The organism is Pectobacterium atrosepticum (assembly GCA_019056595.1).
Lineage (GTDB): Bacteria > Pseudomonadota > Gammaproteobacteria > Enterobacterales > Enterobacteriaceae > Pectobacterium > Pectobacterium atrosepticum.
Genome location: CP036163.1, coordinates 2,684,169 through 2,703,648, shown reverse-complemented (window position 1 = coordinate 2,703,648; position 19,480 = coordinate 2,684,169). Strand labels below are relative to the sequence as shown.

The window sequence follows — 19,480 nt, the reverse complement described above, 5'->3', positions numbered from 1 at the left end:
AGATGGCGTTGCTCAATGTAGATAAACTGTCGGTTCACTTTGGTGATGAGGATCTGCCGTTCCGTGCGGTTGACCGTATTAGTTACCAGGTCGAACAAGGTCAGGTCGTCGGTATCGTCGGGGAATCCGGCTCCGGTAAATCCGTCAGCTCGCTGGCGATTATGGGACTGATTGATTACCCCGGCAAAGTGATGGCCGACAAGCTGGAATTTAACCAGCGTGATTTAACAAAAATTTCTGAGAAAGAACGGCGTAATCTGGTGGGTTCGGAAGTCGCGATGATTTTCCAGGACCCGATGACTAGCCTGAACCCGTGCTACACCGTGGGCTACCAGATCATGGAAGCCATCAAGGTGCATCAGGGTGGCAACCGCAAAACCCGTCGTCAGCGTGCGATTGACCTGCTGACGTTGGTCGGGATCCCCGATCCGGGATCGCGTCTTGACGTGTATCCGCATCAGCTTTCCGGTGGAATGAGCCAGCGCGTGATGATCGCGATGGCGATTGCCTGTCGACCGAAACTGCTGATTGCCGATGAACCCACTACGGCGCTGGACGTAACCATTCAGGCGCAGATTATCGAGCTGCTGCTCGAATTGCAGCAGCGCGAGAACATGGCGCTGATCCTGATTACACACGATTTGGCGCTGGTGGCTGAAGCGGCACATCACATTATCGTGATGTATGCCGGGCAGGTGGTGGAATCCGGCAAAGCAGCGGATATTTTCCGCGCGCCCTGCCATCCGTATACTCAGGCGCTGCTGCGTGCGCTACCGGAGTTTGCGGTGGATAAAGCGCGTCTGGCATCGCTGCCGGGTGTGGTTCCGGGTAAATATGATCGCCCCAACGGCTGTCTGTTAAACCCGCGCTGCCCCTATGCGCATGACCGCTGCCGTCAGGAAGAACCTGAACTGCGTGATATTCCTGGTCGTCAGGTGAAATGTCATACACCGCTAGATGATGCGGGGAGGCCGACCTTATGAGTGAACTGAATGCAATATCGCAACCGTACTTGCTGCATGCGATCGATTTGAAAAAACACTATCCGGTGAAAAAGGGTTTTTTCGCGCCGGAGCGGATGGTGAAAGCGCTGGATGGTGTGTCCTTTACGCTGGAACGCGGTAAAACGCTGGCGGTGGTGGGGGAATCCGGCTGTGGGAAATCCACGTTGGGCCGCCTGCTGACGATGATCGAAACCCCATCAGAAGGCGAGTTGTACTATCAAGGGCAAGATCTTTTAAAGCCGGATCCGGTAGCGCAGACACTGCGTCGACAGAAGATCCAGATCGTTTTCCAGAATCCTTACGGATCGCTGAATCCGCGTAAGAAAGTCGGCCAGATCCTGGAAGAACCGCTCCAGATCAACACCGAGCTGTCGAAAGCTGAGCGTCGTGAAAAAGCGCTGGCGATGATGGCGAAAGTCGGGCTGAAAACGGAGCATTATGACCGCTACCCGCATATGTTCTCCGGCGGTCAGCGTCAGCGTATCGCTATCGCCCGTGGGCTGATGCTGGATCCGGACGTGGTGATTGCTGATGAGCCTGTTTCTGCACTGGATGTGTCGGTACGTGCGCAGGTGCTGAACCTGATGATGGACTTACAGCAGGATTTAGGGCTGTCTTACGTTTTCATCTCGCACGATCTGTCCGTGGTCGAACATATCGCTGATGAAGTGATGGTGATGTATCTGGGGCGCTGTGTCGAAAAGGGCAGTAAAGAGGCTATTTTCAACAACCCGCGCCACCCTTATACGCAGGCGTTACTTTCTGCGACGCCGCGCTTGAATCCAGATTTACGCCGTGAGCGCATTAAGCTGACCGGTGAACTGCCTAGCCCACTGAATCCACCGCCGGGCTGCGCGTTTAACGCTCGCTGTCAGCGCTGCTTCAGCACCTGTACGCAGTTCCAGCCGCAGTTGAAAACCTACGGTGAACAGCAGGTTGCCTGCTTCGCCGTCGATCAGGACGAACAGGGCACCGCAGTCGCCTAGCTTGCCTTCGATGCCCCCACGTCGCTGAAACGTGGGGGCTAACTATACCCCAAATAATTCGAGTTTCAGGAAGGCGGCAAGGGAAGGAATCCCGATGAGCTTACTCAGGTAAGTGATTCGGGTGAGTGAACGCAGCCAACGTACATGTAACTTGAAGTATTACCGGTATATTTTGACACTTACCGAGTTTTAACCGAGGGCCGAGATATTCTTTTCCACCACATTTCATGCCGATCGCGGATTGTTGTGAAGGTAATATTAATGCGTGATGGTTGTCACAATAGAAAAAAGTTAAACACATCGCGCTTGCAAGTCTTACTGGTTTATGATGTATTTCCTTATATGGATTGTTACTGTTTTAATAACAGGCAAAACCGAGAAGAGATAAAACTCTTTTACGTTTTGCCTTTTTTTATGGGTGAAATATGAGAATACAACGGGTTCTGAATAACAATGTTATCGTTGCTCGCGAATTGAGCGGCAAGGAATGTGTTGTTATTGGAAAGGGCGTCGGTTTTAACAAAAAAGCCAATGACCTGGTTGATGAATCCTGTATTCAAAAAATATTCCGTCTCGATGAAGAAAACAGCCTCGATAAAACCAGTGAAGCGTTTAATGATGTTCCCGAAATGTTGTTTAATATCGTCCTCGATATAGTCAAACAGGCAACGAGCAAACTCGACAGAAAAATTCATAAAAGCGTTTATGCTTCCTTACTCGATCACTTAAGTTTCGCTCTCGAAAGAACTAAACAGGGAGCCTATATCGAGAATATGTTGCTCTGGGATATCAAACGCCTTTACCGAAATGAATTTATTATTGGGCAATGGGCAATTAATGAAATTAGCGAGAAACTTCACGTTAAGCTGCCTGAAGATGAAGCTGGGTTTATTGCCCTGCACCTGTTGAATTCACAGCAAGATGGCGCTATGCCAGATATTAAGGCTGTTTCGAGAGTTATTCAGGACATTCTGAATATCGTTAAATACCATTTCAAAATTGAATATGAGGAAGACTCAATCAATTTTCAGCGTTTTGTTACCCACCTGAAATTTTTTGCTCATCGGTTATTGAGTAATACTTATGTTACCAGTGATGACAGTTCTCTGCATGACGCCGTGATGTTGAAATATTCTTCGTCTTACGAATGTGCTAAACGGGTCAACAAATTTATTAGCCGCGATTATGGTCGTTCATTAAGTGATGACGAAATGATGTTTCTTTCTATACATATTGAGCATGTAAGGAAGTAATTCGCTAAAGAAAATTTTCACAACGGTTTTAGGATTCGTACTTAAGTAATAACCAATTTATTCCATAATAAATGATGTCATTTATGGTTCCACATAAATGATGCCAATATGACTATTATTGAGGTCAGCCCATGAGTGATTTCCGTTTACTTGCCAGGGAAATTATTGAGCTAATTGGTGGGGAAAAGAATGTAGTTTCTTTAACTCACTGTATTACACGCTTGAGATTTTCACTGAAAGATAGCTCTAAATTTAATAAAGCGGCATTGGATAAACTGGATGGCGTTATTCTGGCCGTCGAAAGCAATAGCCAATATCAGGTGGTGATTGGCAATGATGTCACCACTGTTTATCGCATTTTGGTGGACGAATTCGGTATTAAAGGTGATGCCCTCTCGGACAGCGAAGATGAGTCTTCAGGGAAAAAGGGCAATATTGTCGGACGCGTGTTCAATAAAATGTCCTCCATTCTTGTTCCGATTGTTCCTGCGCTGGCCGGTGCCGGGATGCTGAAAGCGTTTCTGGTGATCCTGTCTACTTACCACTTTATCGATACCGCAGGGAGCACCTATAAAATCCTGGCGGCGGCGAGCAACAGCGTGTTCTATTTCCTGCCGCTGCTATTGGCGTTTTCCTGTGCGAAGGCGTTCAATGCGCACCCGTTTGTTTCCGTGGCGATTGTTGGGGCGTTGCTGGAACCGACATTCACTGGGTTGATGGCGAAACCGGGGGATATCGTCCAGTTTATGGGGATTCCCGTTGTGTTGATGAAATATTCATCCACATTGATCCCGGCGATACTGGCTATCTGGGCCTATTCCTATCTGGAACGGCTGTTAAAACGCGTGATTCACCAAAGTATTGAGATGGTGGCCGTGCCGATGCTGGGGATGCTTATCATGGTGCCGGTGATTGTTATCGCGGTCGGGCCAATTGGCGTGTACCTCGGAGATGGCATCGGTGCAGGTATCGCCTACATGAATGGCGTGAGCGGGATGCTGACCGGAGCGATCCTGGGCGGCGGCTGGACGCTGCTCGTGATCTTTGGTCTGCACTGGGGAATGGTGCCAGTGATGCTCAACAACCTGGCGCTGCGTGGTTTTGACACCATCAAACCGGCGACGGCCGCAGCAACTTTTGCTCAGGCGGGCGCGGCGTTCGGCGTGTTCCTGAAAGCCAAAGACAAAAAGCTGAAATCCTTTGCGTTGTCCAGCATGGTGCCCGCGCTGTTTGCCGGTGTCACTGAACCTATCGTCTACGGTATCTCTATCAAATATAAGCGCCCGCTGGTGGCTTCGCTGATTGCCGGGACGGTGGCAGGCGGCTTTATCGGCTCAATGGGCACCACGGTCATGGCCTATGTGTTCCCTGCGTTGACGACCTTGCCTGCTTTTATGACCACGACCTTTGCCTATTACCTGATTGGTATCGGCATGTCGTTCACACTTTCTGCCCTATTGACCTATCTGCTGGGCTTCGATGAGTCACTCAGTGAACCATCGGCAGCAACGCCAAAAGCAGCAACGTCTTCTGCACCGCAGACGACGACCGCCAGTAGCCAAAATGGGTTATCCGGCATCATGTTGGCGGCACCACTTAATGGCACGATTGTACCGTTGACTTCCGTTAACGATGCGGTATTTGCCAGTGAGGTCATGGGAAAAGGCATTGCGATTTATCCCTCTGAGGGCGTAGTGACCTCTCCGGTGAACGGGACGGTATCAAAACTGTTCCACAGCAAACATGCCATCGGTATTACCTCCGATGACGGCGTGGAAATACTGGTGCACGTTGGAATCGACACGGTACGGCTTAACGGCGAGTGTTTTGCCAGCCATGTCAATGAAGGCGATCGCGTGACCACGGGGCAACTGCTCCTGACTTTCGAGCTAGAAACCCTGATTGCTAAAGGCTTTGATGTCACGACGCCGGTGGTGATCGCCAATACCGATGACTATCAGACGATTTCCGCTACAGAACAACACCGCGTGAGTAACCATCACACCTTAATGACCCTGTTTAGCGCTACGGTTTAACCATTAATGGGAGAGATAGAATGAAAGATTCAGCAATTACCGGTTTTCCAAAAGGATTTCTGTGGGGGGGCGCACTCGCGGCCAACCAGGTGGAAGGTGGATGGGACGTGGGGGGGAAAGGTCTCTCAACGGCAGACATGGCGATTCATAAAAAGAACCTGAAGCGTGAAGAATATGAAAAGCACTATAAAATTACCGATCAGCAGATAGAAGAGGCTATCGCGGCCACTGATGCCAGCCCATACCCTAAACGTCGTGGTATCGGTTTCTATCACCACTTTCGTGAAGATATTGCTCTGTTTGCCGAGATGAACTTCAAGGTGCTGCGCGTTTCTATTGCCTGGACGCGTATCTTCCCCACCGGCATTGAAGAACAACCGAATGAAGAAGGACTGCGTTTTTACGACGCGCTGTTTGATGAGTTACACAAAAATGGTATCGAGCCGCTGGTCACGCTGTCTCACTACGAAATGCCCATCTATCTGGTCAATAACTTTGCCGGTTGGAATGGCAGAAAAACGGTGGATTGCTTTGAGAAATTCGCGGTTACCGTTCTGGATCGTTATAAAGATAAAGTGAAGTACTGGCTCACGTTCAATGAGATAGACAGCATCATCCGCCACCCGTTTACCACTGGCGGTATTGTGCCGGAGCGTTTCTCGGATGATGAAATCGAAACCGTGATTTATCAGGCGCTACATCACCAGTTTGTTGCCAGTGCGCTGGCGGTAAAACACTGCCGTCGTCTCTGCCCGGAGGCGAAAATTGGCTGTATGCTGACGCGCTTGCTGACCTACCCAGAAAGCTGTGCGCCTGAGGATATTTTGCTGGCCTATCGTGAGAACCAGCTCAATTACTTCTTTAGTGATGTCCAGATTCGGGGCCGCTATCCACGCCATATGACTCGTCGTTTTGCCGAGAAAGGGATTCACATCGAGATGTTGCCGGGCGATGAAGAGATCCTGCAACAGCACACGGTGGATTTCCTCTCGTTCAGTTATTACATGTCGCTGGTCACCAGCGTCAATGCAGACAAGATGGATAAAGTGGGCGGCAACATTGCGGGCGGTGTGAAGAACCCCTACCTGAAAACGACAGAATGGGACTGGCAGATCGATCCGGTTGGATTGCGGGTTGCGCTGAACGACATGTACGATCGTTATCAGATCCCCCTGTTCGTGGTGGAAAATGGCATGGGGGCTGTGGATCAGATCGACGAAAATCATCAGGTGAATGATGATTACCGCATTGCGTTCTTCCAGTCGCACTTGAAAGAGATGAAAGAAGCGGTGAAAGACGGGGTAGAGCTGATGGGCTACACCTCCTGGGCACCGATTGATCTTATCAGTGCATCAACATCGGAAATGAACAAGCGTTACGGCTTTATTTATGTCGATCAGGATAACGACGGCAACGGCACGCTGGCTCGTTACCGTAAGAAGAGTTTCTATTGGTATCAGAATGTTATCGCCACCAATGGTGAAACGCTCTAACACGTAAAAAGAGCCTGCACATACTTGTATTGCCTTATTTTGATCGGTTCAATCGAGCATCAAATGAAGGCTAATTTATGGACAAAAAGTAGTTGCAGGCTCTGTCTAACGAACGGGAAATTAGCCTTCCTGTATCGCCTTTTCGACTTCTTCCGCCAGAATCGCAATACCGCGTTCGATTTTTTCCGGCTCCGGTACATAGTTCATGCGCATGCATTGATGAGCGTGTTGCCATTCCTGCTCCAGACCGGGGAAGAAATAGTGACCCGGCACCATGAGGACACCGCGTTTTTTCAGGCGCTGGTACAGGATTTCTGTCGTGATAGGCAGATCCTTAAACCACAGCCACAAGAAGATCGCGCCCTCCGGTTTATGAATCAGACACTGCTCGGGGGAAAGATAGCGGCGAATAATCGCGATAGTTTCCGTCACGCGCTGCTGATAGAACGGGCGTATGACGTCGTTAGATAAGCGCAGCAGATCGCCGCGTTGAATCATCTCATACGCCAGTGCTGGACCAATCGCGCCTGGAGACAGGCTAATGATGCCGTTCATGTTACCGATAGCCGAAATCACCTTTTCATCCGCAATCACGATACCGCAGCGCGAGCCGGGCAGGCCCAGTTTGGATAGGCTCATGCACAGGATGATATTCGGGTTCCACAGCGGTGTGGCATCGCTAAAGATGATGCCGGGGAAAGGCACACCATACGCGTTATCAATCAGCAGGGGGATATTGTGCTGCTGTGCCAGAATATCCAGACGCATCAGCTCGTCGTCGGTCAGCACGTTGCCGGTCGGATTGGTCGGGCGTGATACGCAGACTAGCCCAATATCATCGGTAATCGACAGATGATCGAAATCGACGTGATATTTAAATTGTCCTTCGGGCAACAATTCGATTTGCGGACGAACGGAAACGAACATGTCTTCGTCCAGTCCAGAGTCTGAATAGCCGATATATTCCGGTGCTAGCGGAAACAGTACCTTTTTCAGGCTGCCATCGCTGTGGCGACCAGCAAACAGGTTAAATAAGTAGAAAAACGCACTCTGGCTGCCATTTGTTAGCGCAATATTCTGTGGTCCAATCTGCCAACCTAATTCATTACTCAGTAGCTCGGCCAGCGCATTAAGCAGCGTATCCTTGCCTTGCGGGCCGTCGTAGTTGCATAGCGCTTCCGTTAATTTCCCTTGTTCCAGCATATCCTGACACAACTGTTGGAAGTAGCTGTCCATCTCCGGAATATGTGCCGGATTGCCACCGCCCAGCATGATTGCGCCTGGCGTGCGCAGTCCTTCGTTCAGGTCGTCCATTAACTGAGTGATGCCAGCGTGTCGCGTGAATTTCTTGCCGAAAAGAGAAAATTTCATAGTTTATTTATCAGTGGCCGTACACAGGTTAGCGGCAACCATAGCGCTTGCGCTAAAAGGGTGCAATGTGGTCAAAAAACAATCTGGTAACTTTTTGTCCTGTCGCGTGCGGAAAAATCAGCATGAATTACTGATGCACTCGTTGTCGGGAAAATGCGTTTAGGTGGCATGCTTTATTTTGCTGAAACGATGTCAGCTTTTTCCGATCAATATCTCAATAATGCTGCAAGAATTGTTTCTATTTACAGGTTATGAGTGAAGTTAGTCAGATAAATAACGCATCAATGCTGAATTTTTCCATCTGGTGATAGCTATCACATTCTGACCATCCGCTGATTTGTAGTCTTTAGCTCGCATTAGCTAAAACAATTCAGCAACGAGGGATGGTTAACATGAAAAAATTACTGGCAATGGGCATTACACTGGCGCTGACATCATGGCAACTATCGGCGCAGACGTTTGTGCTGACAGATGCTGAAAGCAGTGTGGAAAAGGGAAATTGGCAAATCAGCAGTGATGCACTGAAGATCAAGAATCAGCACTTCAGCATTGAGCAAAAAGTCCTGCACGGCGGACGTCAGGAAGGCAGTAAAGTGATTACGATTACCAGTCAGGACGGACTGAAAATTGCTCTCAGCCCGACGCGAGGGATGAATTTACTGCATGCAGCAGGTAAAAACATCCGTTTGGGATGGGATTCGCCGGTTGATGAGGTCGTCAATCCGAATACTATCAATCTGGAAAGCCGTAATGGACTGGGCTGGCTGGAAGGTTTCAATGAGATGATGGTGCGCTGTGGATTTGAATGGACGGGGCATCCGGTCGTCAGCGATGGCATGATCTACACCCTGCACGGTCGTGCGGGTAACACACCTGCCTCAAAAGTGGTGGTTGAAGTCAGCGATAACGCGCCGTATACCATTACGGTACGGGGTTTGCTGAAGGAAAACAGCTTTAAGAAGTCGAATCTGGAAACCTGGACCGAGCTGCGTTACGTCCCCGGCAGCGAGTCGTTTACCGTGCATGATGTACTGACCAATAAAGCCGACTACCCGCGCGACTACCAAATTATCTACCACAGCAATTTCGGCACGCCGATTCTGGAAGACGGCGCGCGTTTCCTCGCACCCGTAAAAGAGATTTCTCCGTTTAATGACCACGCCAAAGCGGGTCTGGCAACCTGGCAAACCTACAAAGGGCCGACAAAAGACTTTGATGAGATGGTGTTCAACATTACGCCGTATACGGATGCACAAGGCAAAACGCTGGCTGCGTTGGTGAATAAAGCGGGAGATAAGGGGGTGTCGATTGCCTTTGATACCCACCAACTGCCGCTGCTGACGCTGTGGAAAAATACGGATACGGAAAAACAAGGCTACGTCACGGGGATCGAACCCGGCACTAACTACGCCTATCCCGTCACGATTGAGCGTGAGCAAGGGCGAGTCAAAAAGCTACAGCCCGGCCAGAGCACCACGTTTGAGCTGACATACAGCCTGTTGAGTAGCGCGGATGCGGTACAAAAAACGGAACAGAAAGTGAAAGCCATTCAGGGCGAGAACAAAACCACGCTGACGGAAAAACCGATCGCCGTCGAGTAATCGCCATCTATGCCGACCACTGATGTGGTGGTCGGCCATCTCACGTCACGCTCAGTCATCATCACGTAACGTCATAATTATCTTTTCTTATTCGTTCTCTCATTTTACGCGTACCTTGAGGAAGGTATTTGTTACGTATTTGATCAGGGGATGAGGATGTCGTTGAAAGATGCGCTGCTCGCGCTTTGTGTCGTGGTGTTATGGGGTGTGAATTTTGTCGTGATTAAGGTCGGGCTGAACGACATGCCGCCTTTTTTACTGGCAGGGCTACGTTTTTCGCTGGTAGCGCTCCCGGCTATTTTATTTGTTCCTTTCCCGCGTATTCCTCTGAAATGGCTGATCGCCTATGGCATGACGATCAGCTTTGGTCAGTTTGGCTTCCTGTTTCTCGCCATCAAGCTGGGCATGCCTGCCGGGATTGCGTCGTTGGTGTTGCAGGCTCAGGCCTTCTTTACGTTGCTGGTTGGCGCGGTATTGCTGTCGGAAAAGCTGCGCTGGAATCACGTTGTCGGCATTCTGGTGGCGGCGATAGGGATGGTGGTGCTGGCAGAAGGGCGCACGGCGCTGCAAATGTCATCCGGTATGACCACCACTACGCTGCTACTGACGTTAGCGGCGGCGTTGTCATGGGCGGTGGGTAACATCACCAATAAAATTATCATGAGCAAAAACAGTGGAGTGCGCATTATGTCGCTGGTGGTGTGGGGCGCACTGGTGCCTGTCGTGCCGTTTTTCATCAGTTCCTGGCTGTTTGAAGGCAAGGACGTAATTGTCCATAGTTTAACCACCATTCAACTGCCGACGATCCTATCTCTGATGTATCTGGCGTTTGCGGCAACGATCATTGGCTATGGGATTTGGGGAAGCCTGCTGGCACGTTATGAAACCTGGCGCGTGGCCCCCTTGTCACTGTTGGTGCCGGTGGTTGGGCTGGTTAGCGCCGCCGTTTTTCTCGGTGAATCCCTCTCGCTATTACAAATTGCCGGTGCGTTGCTGATTATGGTCGGTCTGCTGGTGAATGTGTTTGGCGCACGGCTGCGTGCATGGCGACCTGCGCGGCAGTCGTAGCGGCGCAGTCGAACAATGTGGGTCTGTATTATCTGGCAAGGGAAAACAGCGCCCGTCGGGCGCTGTCGATCATCATCATTCCAGTGCTTTCACCGCCTGACGCATACCTTGCGCCAAAATATTGCCCAGATTGGTGGTCACCTGCTCCACTAAACCTGACCGCTGAGTGAGATCCTCCCCCCAGTGCGCGGTATCTGCGAGTACCTCGTTGACCAATTCATGCACGGTCAGATCGGTCCCCACGCGTGGCCATAGCTGGCGGTAGCGGGTGAGCCACTGCTCATCATCCTGTAAAGGGTAGGTTTCACCTGCTCGTTCTCCGCGGTAGAAGGCAATCAGTGCGGCCAGAGCAAACGTCAACCGTGCCGGAAAGCGTCCGTTGCAGTGGCCTGCCAGCAATTGCGGCAGAATACGTGTACGGAATTTGGTCATGCCATTGAGCGCGATGGAGAGCAACTGATGGCGAATGTAGGGGTTCTGAAAACGTCCGGTGACGGCATCGGCAAATTCACGCAACTCATTGGCCGGTAAATCCAGCACCGGGATGATCTCTTGATGTAGCGTGTTTTCTACAAAGCGACGCACATCGGCATCCTGCATTGCTTCACCTACCGTTTCCAGCCCGCAGAGCCAGGTAACCGGAACCAGAGCGGTGTGTGCACCGTTCAGAATAGCTACTTTGCGTTCTTTATACGGTCTGATGTCGTCAACAATGCGGATGTTCAGCGGGCATTCCGCGAGTTTCAGCTCATCCGCCAGCCAGTCGGGGCCTTGAATCACAAAGAGGTAAAAATGCTCGGCGGTATCCAGAAAGGCATCGTGATAGCCCAGTTTTTCTTCCAGCGCTGACGATTCTTCACGCGGATACCCCGTTACGATTCTGTCCACGAGTGTGGAACAGAAGGTATTTGCTGTCTCAATCCAGTCGATAAATGCCGGTGAGAGTTGCCATTCCTGAGCATAGCGCAGAACCAAGGCTTTGAGCGCCTCTCCGTTATAGTCGATCAGTTCGCAGGGAATGATGACCCAGCCTTTATCGTTCTCACCGTTAAAATGCGTAAAGCGTTCCAGCAACAGGCGTGTCAGCTTGGCAGGAAAACTGACTGGCGGCGTATCGTTGACGCTGTCGCCAGCGTGATAGCTGATGCCCGCTTCCGTGGTGTTTGAGAAAACAAAACGGATGGCGGCGTTATGGGCCAGTGCCAGGTAATCGGCAAAATGTTGATACGGGTTAATCTCGTTATTGACCGAGCGGATCAGGCGCGCATCGCTGACGGCCTCACCCTGTTCGTTAAGTCCGCGAATGACCGTGGTGTAAAGCCCATCTTGCGTATTGAGTGACGGCGGAAAATCCGTATCAATGGGGCGTACAATGGTTACGCCCGCCTGGAGATCGGTCTTCTCATTCAGAATATCCAACTGCCAGTCCACAAAGGCGCGTAGGAAGTTACCTTCACCAAACTGAATCACTTTTGTTGGGTAACATACGCCGGGAAAGTCCTTCCGGTTCAATGTCTTCATGAGTATGCCCTCATTAAAATGTGATGACGCCTTTGATCAGCTCACGGTTGTTAATGACATCCCTTTCATAGATGTCAGCCAGTGTGGAAAAGGGATAACGGTGCGTCAGCATCATTTCTGCGGTGAGTTTACCCTCAGACATCAGATGTCCTACTTTGGCGAAGTCTTCCGGTGTGGCGTTACGGCTGCCCATCATCGTGGTTTCTTTCTTATGGAATTCAGGGTCTGAGAACTGCAAATCGCCTTTAAACAGACCGACAAACACGATGCTGCCGCCATGGCGAATCAGGTTAATGGTGTTGTTCATCGCATGCTGATTACCCGTGGCATCAATCACTTTTTCTGCCAATGAACCGCCAAATTCGGCGCGTAGCTGGGCTTCAAAGTCCTCGGCGGAGGGATCGACTACCGATAAACCCAGATGGGCAATAACGTGTTCGCGGCGGGCAGCGCTGGTATCGGCGACAACCACGTGAGCTCCCTCTGCTTTGGCGATGGCTGCCGCGCCGAGGCCAATCGGTCCGGCGCCGACGACCAGCACCTGTTCACCCTGTAACACCTTTGCCCGACGGACGGCGTGTGCACTAATGGCGTATGGCTCGATTAATGCTGCCGCTTGTGGATCGATCCCTTCTGCGAGCAGTAAGTTTGTGGTGGGAACCGCCAGATACTCGCTGAATCCACCGTCCTGATGTACACCAATCACTGAAATTTTCTCGCAGCAGTTGGTACGACCGCTTTTGCAGGCTGGACATTGCTGACAGGCTACATAGGGAATGACGGCAACCTGCTGGCCTTTTTTAAAGTGATCTACATTTTTTCCGGTATCGACAACTTCACCACATATTTCGTGACCTAATACGCGTGGATAGCTGAAAAAAGGTTGGTTCCCTCCCCAGGCATGAATATCTGTTCCACAAATACCCACAGACTTAATTTTAATTAATGCTTCACCCTCACCCGGAATAGGTATTTCACGTTTTTTCCAGACTAATTTTTTCGGTTCCTGGCAAATCAATGTATTCATTGTTGACATGATTGTTCTCTCCTGTTTTTTGTTTTTTCAGATATTGATGAAAAAAAATATTGATGAGAAACAGGAGGTGTAAATTGTGAATGCGGACTCATAAAAATGTTTTAAATCGGTTTTTAATGTGTGAAAAAAGGAGATCTCTCTGAGCCGTTCGCAAAATTTACGTCACAATGTCATTAATCAGATTATCGATGATATGGCCCGCGGTCATATTCCGTCACCTCTGCCGTCGCAAAATGCGCTGGCGGAGATGTATAACATCAGCCGCACAACGGTACGCCATATTCTGGCTCATCTGCGCGATTGCGGCGTGCTTACGCAGGTTAGCAGCGATTATGTGATCGCCCGAAAACCCGACCACGATGATGGGTTTACCTGTATTACCGCGCCGATGGATGAGCAAAACCGCATTTTCGAGCAGGCGTTTTTCACCATGATCAACCAGCGTCAGCTCCGCGTGGGTGAGACATTCTCAGAGCTACAACTCGCGCGTGACGCCGGTGTTAGCCCAGTGGTAGTGCGTGAGTATCTTTTGAAATTTGGGCGTTACAACCTGATTCAGAACGAAAAACGTGGGCAGTGGAGTATGAAAGAGTTCGATCAGGCCTACGCGGAACAGCTGTTTGAATTACGGGAAATGTTGGAGACGCATGCTCTGCAACACTTCCTCAATCTGCCAGATGATGACCCCCGCTGGCTACAGGCTAAAACGTTGCTGGAACGCCACCGCATGTTACGTGACAGCATTGGTAACAGTTTTCGTATGTTCTCGCAGCTCGACCGTAACTTTCATGCACTTTTACTTTCTGCTGCCGAAAATGTCTTTTTTGATCAGTCACTTGAAATTATCTCCGTGATATTTCACTTTCACTACCAGTGGGATGAAAGCGATCTCAAACAGCGCAACATCATCGCGATTGACGAACATATGACCATCCTCAGTGCGTTGATCTGCCGAAGCGATCTGGATGCCACGCTGGCACTTCGTAACCATTTGAATTCAGCTAAACAATCGATGATTCGCTCAATTAACCAGACTGTTCGGACTGACCATTAAAAACCAATTAAAAACCGTAAACCATTATCAGGAGCACGGTTTTATAAAAATAAAAACGCCTGAGAAATATCTCTTATCTATGCTCACGAGAAGTCGACTGTAGTAATAAAAACTCGTGAGTAGTGATTACGTATTTCATTGCTTTTCATTTAAAGCCACTTTACTCAACCCTACGTCGAGTAAAGATAAAATTATAATATCCAGGAGCCAGACGTGGAAAAAAATAATATAACGCTAGACCCGCGTTCTTCGTTTGATACCCGTTCTTCAGCACCGCCAGAGGGAATAGTTCAACGCAGTAGTCGAATTAAACGTATTCAAACCACGGCAATGATTCTTCTATTTTTTGCTGCGGTGATTAATTATCTCGACCGCAGTTCTCTTTCGGTGGCTAACTTAACTATTCGTCAGGAATTGGGGCTGAGTGCGACAGAAATCGGTGCATTGCTATCCGTTTTCTCTCTTGCCTATGGGATTGCACAGCTCCCTTGTGGCCCGTTGCTGGATCGTAAAGGCCCGCGCATTATGCTGGGTCTTGGGATGTTTTTCTGGTCACTGTTTCAGGCGCTGTCTGGCATGGTGCACAGCTTTACTCAATTTGTACTGGTTCGTATTGGCATGGGGATTGGCGAAGCACCGATGAACCCATGTGGTGTGAAGGTGATAAACGACTGGTTTAACATCAAAGAACGTGGCCGCCCGATGGGGTTCTTTAATGCGGCTTCAACTATTGGTGTTGCGATGAGCCCACCCATTCTGGCTGCGATGATGTTGGTCATGGGCTGGCGCGGTATGTTCATTACCATCGGCCTGTTCGGCATTCTCCTCGCTATAGGCTGGTATATGTTGTATCGCAACCGTGAGCAGATCGAACTCACCGCTGATGAGCAGACTTACCTGAACGCAGGCAGTGTGAACGCTCGTCGCGATCCGCTGAGTTTTATTGAATGGCGTAGTCTGTTCCGTAACCGCACGATGTGGGGCATGATGCTGGGCTTTAGCGGCATCAACTATACCGCGTGGTTATATCTGGCCTGGCTGCCCGGTTATCTGCAAACGGCTTATAACCTGGATTTAAAAAGCACGGGCCTGATGGCCGCGATTCCTTTCCTGTTTGGTGCCGCCGGGATGCTAGTGAACGGCTATGTCACGGACTGGCTGGTGAAAAAGGGAATGGAACCGATCAAGAGCCGTAAAATCTGCATCATTGCCGGTATGTTGTGCTCTGCGGCTTTTACTTTTGTGGTACCACAGGCGACAACCTCAATAGAAGCAGTGTCACTGATTAGTATGGCGCTGTTCTGCATTCACTTTGCTGGAACATCGTGCTGGGGGCTGATCCATGTTGCCGTTGCGTCGCGTATGACGGCATCGGTCGGCAGTATCCAAAACTTTGCCAGCTTCATTTGTGCATCGTTTGCCCCGATCGTGACCGGTTTTATTGTGGACACCACGAATTCTTTCCGTCTGGCTCTGATCATCTGTGGCTGTGTGACGGTATTGGGTGCTCTGGCCTACATCTTCCTCGTTCGCCAACCGATTAGCGATCCCCGTAAGGATTGATTCTCCGCCGCCCCGCATCTTTAACCCCTTCCTTCTGCGGGGCGGTTTTTTGTCACGTTGCCTTATGACGGTGCGTATTGATCGTGCCGTGTCGCAAAGGTGGCACGACATGCTCGCAATTTCTCATGCCTTTCCTACGCTTTTTACTGCCGTTGACCAATCTGTTAAGCCGCTGCCGTTTGTTGGCGCGGACTTTGCACGTTGGCTTTGCAAGAGTGTAGAGATAAAAGCGGTAAGTAAAATCAACGGGATAAAGGGGTCTTCATGAGAATAAAAAACACAACATCGGGAAAATGGCTGTTGTCACTGAGCGTGACGGCGCTGCTGGTGAGTGGAACTGTGCAGGCGGCCTCGGCCCCCGCAGTGGAAGCGAAAAACGGTATGGTGGTCAGCTCGCAGTATCTGGCTTCGCAGATTGGCGTCGATATCATGAAAATGGGCGGCAATGCGATTGATGCCGCCGTGGCCGTGGGCTATGCGCAGGCGGTGGTGAACCCCTGCTGTGGCAATATCGGCGGCGGCGGATTTATGACGCTGCATCTGGCCGATGGGAAAGACACCTTTATCAACTTCCGTGAAACGGCGCCTGCGGCGGCCAGTGCCAACATGTATCTGAACGCGGATGGGAGCGTGAAAAAAGACGCGAGCCTGTACGGCTATCTGGCTGCTGGCGTACCGGGAACGGTGTTAGGGCTGGATACCGCGTTGCAAAAATACGGCAAATTGACGCGTGAACAGGTGATGACCCCGGCGATTAAACTGGCGCGTGAAGGTTTTGAACTCACGCGTGCGGATACCGATATTCTGGACACTACCATCAAACGCTTTAAAGCCGATCCTGAAGCGGCGCGCATTTTCTTACGTCCCGACGGCAGCCCGTTGCAGCCCGGCGATAAGCTGGTGCAAACCGATCTGGCGAATACGCTGGCGGCGATTGCCGCTAAAGGGCCGGATGCCTTCTACAAAGGCACGATTCCGCAGGCAGTGGAGAAGGCAGCAAAGCAGGGCGGTGGCATCCTGACAGCGGCTGATTTTGCTGATTACCGTATTACCGAAACGGCACCGGTAACCTGTAACTATCGCGGTTATCAGTTTGTCTCTTCACCGCCGCCTAGCTCCGGTGGCATCACGATGTGTGAAATTCTTAATATTGTCGAAGGTTACGACATTAAATCGACGGGCTTTAACTCGGCAGCCACCGTTCATGTGCTGACGGAAGCGATGCGTCACGCGTACATGGACCGCAATACGTACCTCGGTGATCCGGCGTTTGTCAGTAACCCTGTCGAGCACCTGTTGAGTAAGGATTACGCCGCCGAAATCCGCAAACAAATCGAACCGGAGAACGCGACGCCGTCCAAAAATGTACAGCCGGGAGTGGGTCCGCACGAGCGACCAGAAACGACGCACTATTCCATCGTGGATAATCAGGGCAACGCGGTATCCACTACGTATACCGTTAACGGACGTTTTGGTTCGGTGGTGATTGCACCGGGTACGGGCTTCTTCCTCAATAACGAAATGGATGACTTCACCGTTAAAATTGGCGAGAAAAACCTGTACGGGTTGGTGCAAGGGGAGCGTAATTCGATCGCCCCCGGTAAGCGCCCACTTTCGTCCATGAGCCCGTCATTGGTGACGAAAGACGGCAAAGTCTTCATGGTGCTTGGTTCGCCCGGCGGTTCGCGCATTATCACCATCACGCTGCAAACGGCGCTGAATATTATCGACCACGGCATGGCACCGCAGGAAGCGGTGGATGCGCCACGTATCCATCACCAGTGGTTACCGGACGAGGTGTATTACGAACAGCGCGGGCTCTCTGCCGATACGCTGAATCTGCTGAAGCAGCGCGGCTACAAGATGGTCGAGCAGACTCCTTGGGGCGCAGCGGAGCTGATTCTGGTTGGCTTACCGGGAGCAGCAGGCGTGACGCCAGCGGATTCAGGTAATGACTCGGCGGTATCCGGCAAGGTGCGTGAAGGTTACCTGTACGGCGCAAATGATATCCGCCGCCCGGCTGGGGCAGCGATAGGGTATTGATTTTAAAGTGCTTCAGGAGCCTATTTTGGTAGGCTCCTGAGTTTGCCCGTTTATGGCAGTGGTGTTAAAGCAATCTGATGTAAATGAAAGCAAAATCAGTCGTGGGTTAGCGCGCCCAGACAGTCATCCAGCGCGCCGACCAGCCAGTCGATGTCCTGAGTTTGGAATGCCAGCGGCGGGCGTAATTTAAGCACGTTGCCATAAGGGCCTGCGACGGATGTCAGAACACCGCGGTCGCGTAGCGCTTCTGTCAGATTCAGCGCCAGCGTTTTATCCGGCGTTTTACTTTCTCTGTCGCTCACCAACTCAAACCCGATGAATAACCCGGCACCGCGCACGTTGCCTACACTGGCGTATTTGTCTTGCAGAGTGGTCAGTTCCGCCAGCAACTGTGCGCCGACTACGCGACTGTGTTCCTGAAGCTGCTCATCGTGTATCACGTTCAGTACCGCCTGTGCTGCGGCCATTGCCACCGGATTCCCTCCGAACGTGTTGAAGTAGGGGATCTGGTCGCTAAAGGCGGCGAGCACGTCGCTTTTTGCCAGCAGCCCGGAAACCGGGATGCCGTTGCCCATCGGTTTTCCGGTGGTGATGATATCCGGCACCACGTCATGTCGTGCGAAACCCCAAAAGGCGTCGCCAGTGCGTGCGAAACCGGGCTGAACTTCATCAGCAATGAAAATACCGCCGTTGCGGTGCACGACATCAACCACGGGACGCAAAAAACCGCGTGGGTTGGGATGGACGCCGTCGGAAGAGAAAATGGAATCTGCGAGAAACGCGGCGAATTTGATGCCGTGAGCCGCCATATCGTCGATCTGTGTCTGGATTTCATTGGCAAACCATACGCCCAAGTCCGGCGTATTAACACGATAGGCGTCCGGCGGTGGTACCAGTCGGGTCGTCGTCGCCAGTGGCTGACCGCTGCCTAACGCTGGTGATACACCTGAGGTCAGATCGCTGGTGCCGTGGTAGGCCTCGCGCGTTACGATCACGCCCGTGCCGCCGCTCCAGGCGCGTGCCACGCGGATCGCCAGATCGTTGGCTTCTGAACCGGTACACATATACATGGCGCGGTTAATCGCCGCCGGTGTAGTGGCGAGGAGCTGCTCCGAATAGTCCAGAATACGCTCGTGCAGATAGCGCGTGTGGGTATTGAGCATCGTCATCTGTTGGTGCACGGCTTCTATCACCGCTGGATGACAGTGGCCGATGCTGGCGACATTGTTATACACATCGAGGTATTTCTTGCCGTCGGCATCCCACAGGTATTGCCCTTCGCCGCGCACCAAATGAACGGGTTTGCGGTAAAACAGCCGATAGGATTCACCCAGTATCTTGCTGCGTTTATCGGTCAGCGTACGGATATCCGCGCTCAGCGCGTCGGCATGCTCGGCGCGGAAACTGTTGGTATCCATGATGGTTGAACGTGTTGCCATAATCTCTCCCGT

General features: G+C 51.1%; 14 protein-coding genes and 1 pseudogene. 11 read left to right on the top strand and 4 right to left on the bottom strand.

Going from position 1 to position 19,480, the window contains the following annotated elements; all coding sequences use genetic code 11:
- Positions 1–2 precede the first annotated feature (2 nt).
- From DCX48_12900 to DCX48_12875, 6 genes and pseudogenes are all read left to right on the top strand, one after another.
- A complete protein-coding gene (locus tag DCX48_12900) occupies positions 3–983 on the top strand; it encodes a dipeptide ABC transporter ATP-binding protein (GenBank protein QXE15337.1) in 981 nt (326 codons plus the stop codon).
- The gene (locus DCX48_12895; GenBank protein ID QXE15336.1) at positions 980–1,990 is read left to right on the top strand and encodes an ABC transporter ATP-binding protein; all 1,011 of its coding nucleotides are present in this window, start codon (positions 980–982) and stop codon (positions 1,988–1,990) included. Before DCX48_12900 ends, DCX48_12895 begins: the two co-directional genes overlap by 4 nt.
- Before the next feature lie 425 nt (positions 1,991–2,415).
- Entirely contained in the window at positions 2,416–3,243 is an 828-nt protein-coding gene (locus tag DCX48_12890; protein ID QXE15335.1) for a PRD domain-containing protein, read from the top strand.
- Between the two features lie 131 nt (positions 3,244–3,374).
- Entirely contained in the window at positions 3,375–5,279 is a 1,905-nt protein-coding gene (locus DCX48_12885) for a PTS beta-glucoside transporter subunit EIIBCA (protein ID QXE15334.1), read from the top strand.
- A 20-nt stretch (positions 5,280–5,299) separates the two neighbouring features.
- Positions 5,300–6,772 (top strand): glycosyl hydrolase family protein, encoded by a 1,473-nt coding sequence (locus DCX48_12880; GenBank protein QXE15333.1) that lies wholly within the window; start codon positions 5,300–5,302, stop codon positions 6,770–6,772.
- A gap of 30 nt (positions 6,773–6,802) precedes the next feature.
- Positions 6,803–6,886, top strand: a pseudogene (locus DCX48_12875) (tail fiber assembly protein).
- A 6-nt stretch (positions 6,887–6,892) separates the two neighbouring features.
- Here the strand turns inward: DCX48_12875 and DCX48_12870 are convergent.
- Complete coding sequence (locus tag DCX48_12870) at positions 6,893–8,143, bottom strand: valine--pyruvate transaminase (protein QXE15332.1); 1,251 nt, start codon at positions 8,141–8,143, stop codon at positions 6,893–6,895.
- A 392-nt stretch (positions 8,144–8,535) separates the two neighbouring features.
- On the opposite strand from DCX48_12870, the gene DCX48_12865 reads away from it, so the two are divergent.
- Positions 8,536–9,744 (top strand): DUF4432 family protein, encoded by a 1,209-nt coding sequence (locus DCX48_12865; GenBank protein QXE15331.1) that lies wholly within the window; start codon positions 8,536–8,538, stop codon positions 9,742–9,744.
- Between the two features lie 156 nt (positions 9,745–9,900).
- Positions 9,901–10,812 carry an O-acetylserine/cysteine exporter gene (locus tag DCX48_12860; protein ID QXE15330.1) on the top strand — a complete coding sequence of 304 codons (912 nt, stop codon included), beginning with the start codon at positions 9,901–9,903 and terminating at the stop codon, positions 10,810–10,812.
- A 75-nt stretch (positions 10,813–10,887) separates the two neighbouring features.
- On the opposite strand, the gene DCX48_12855 is transcribed toward DCX48_12860, so the two are convergent.
- On the bottom strand, positions 10,888–12,333 hold the full coding sequence (locus DCX48_12855) for a tagaturonate reductase (GenBank protein ID QXE15329.1): 1,446 nt from the start codon (positions 12,331–12,333) through the stop codon (positions 10,888–10,890).
- Positions 12,334–12,346: 13 nt separating this feature from the next.
- On the bottom strand, positions 12,347–13,369 hold the full coding sequence (locus DCX48_12850) for a zinc-binding alcohol dehydrogenase family protein (GenBank protein QXE15328.1): 1,023 nt from the start codon (positions 13,367–13,369) through the stop codon (positions 12,347–12,349).
- A 139-nt stretch (positions 13,370–13,508) separates the two neighbouring features.
- Here DCX48_12850 and DCX48_12845 point away from each other — a divergent pair, with 139 nt between their 5' ends.
- The 3 genes from DCX48_12845 to ggt all read left to right on the top strand — a co-directional run bounded on the left by DCX48_12845 (position 13,509) and on the right by ggt (position 18,029).
- A complete protein-coding gene (locus DCX48_12845) occupies positions 13,509–14,423 on the top strand; it encodes a GntR family transcriptional regulator (protein QXE15327.1) in 915 nt (304 codons plus the stop codon).
- Positions 14,424–14,636: 213 nt separating this feature from the next.
- Positions 14,637–15,986: an MFS transporter gene (locus DCX48_12840; GenBank protein QXE15326.1), complete on the top strand. Its 1,350-nt coding sequence runs from the start codon at positions 14,637–14,639 to the stop codon at positions 15,984–15,986.
- Positions 15,987–16,250: 264 nt separating this feature from the next.
- Positions 16,251–18,029, top strand: a complete 1,779-nt coding sequence (ggt, locus tag DCX48_12835) for a gamma-glutamyltransferase (GenBank protein QXE15325.1) — start codon at positions 16,251–16,253, stop codon at positions 18,027–18,029.
- 95 nt (positions 18,030–18,124) lie between these two features.
- Here the strand turns inward: ggt and DCX48_12830 are convergent, their stop codons facing one another.
- On the bottom strand, positions 18,125–19,468 hold the full coding sequence (locus tag DCX48_12830; protein ID QXE15324.1) for an aspartate aminotransferase family protein: 1,344 nt from the start codon (positions 19,466–19,468) through the stop codon (positions 18,125–18,127).
- Between the last annotated feature and the right edge of the window lie 12 nt (positions 19,469–19,480).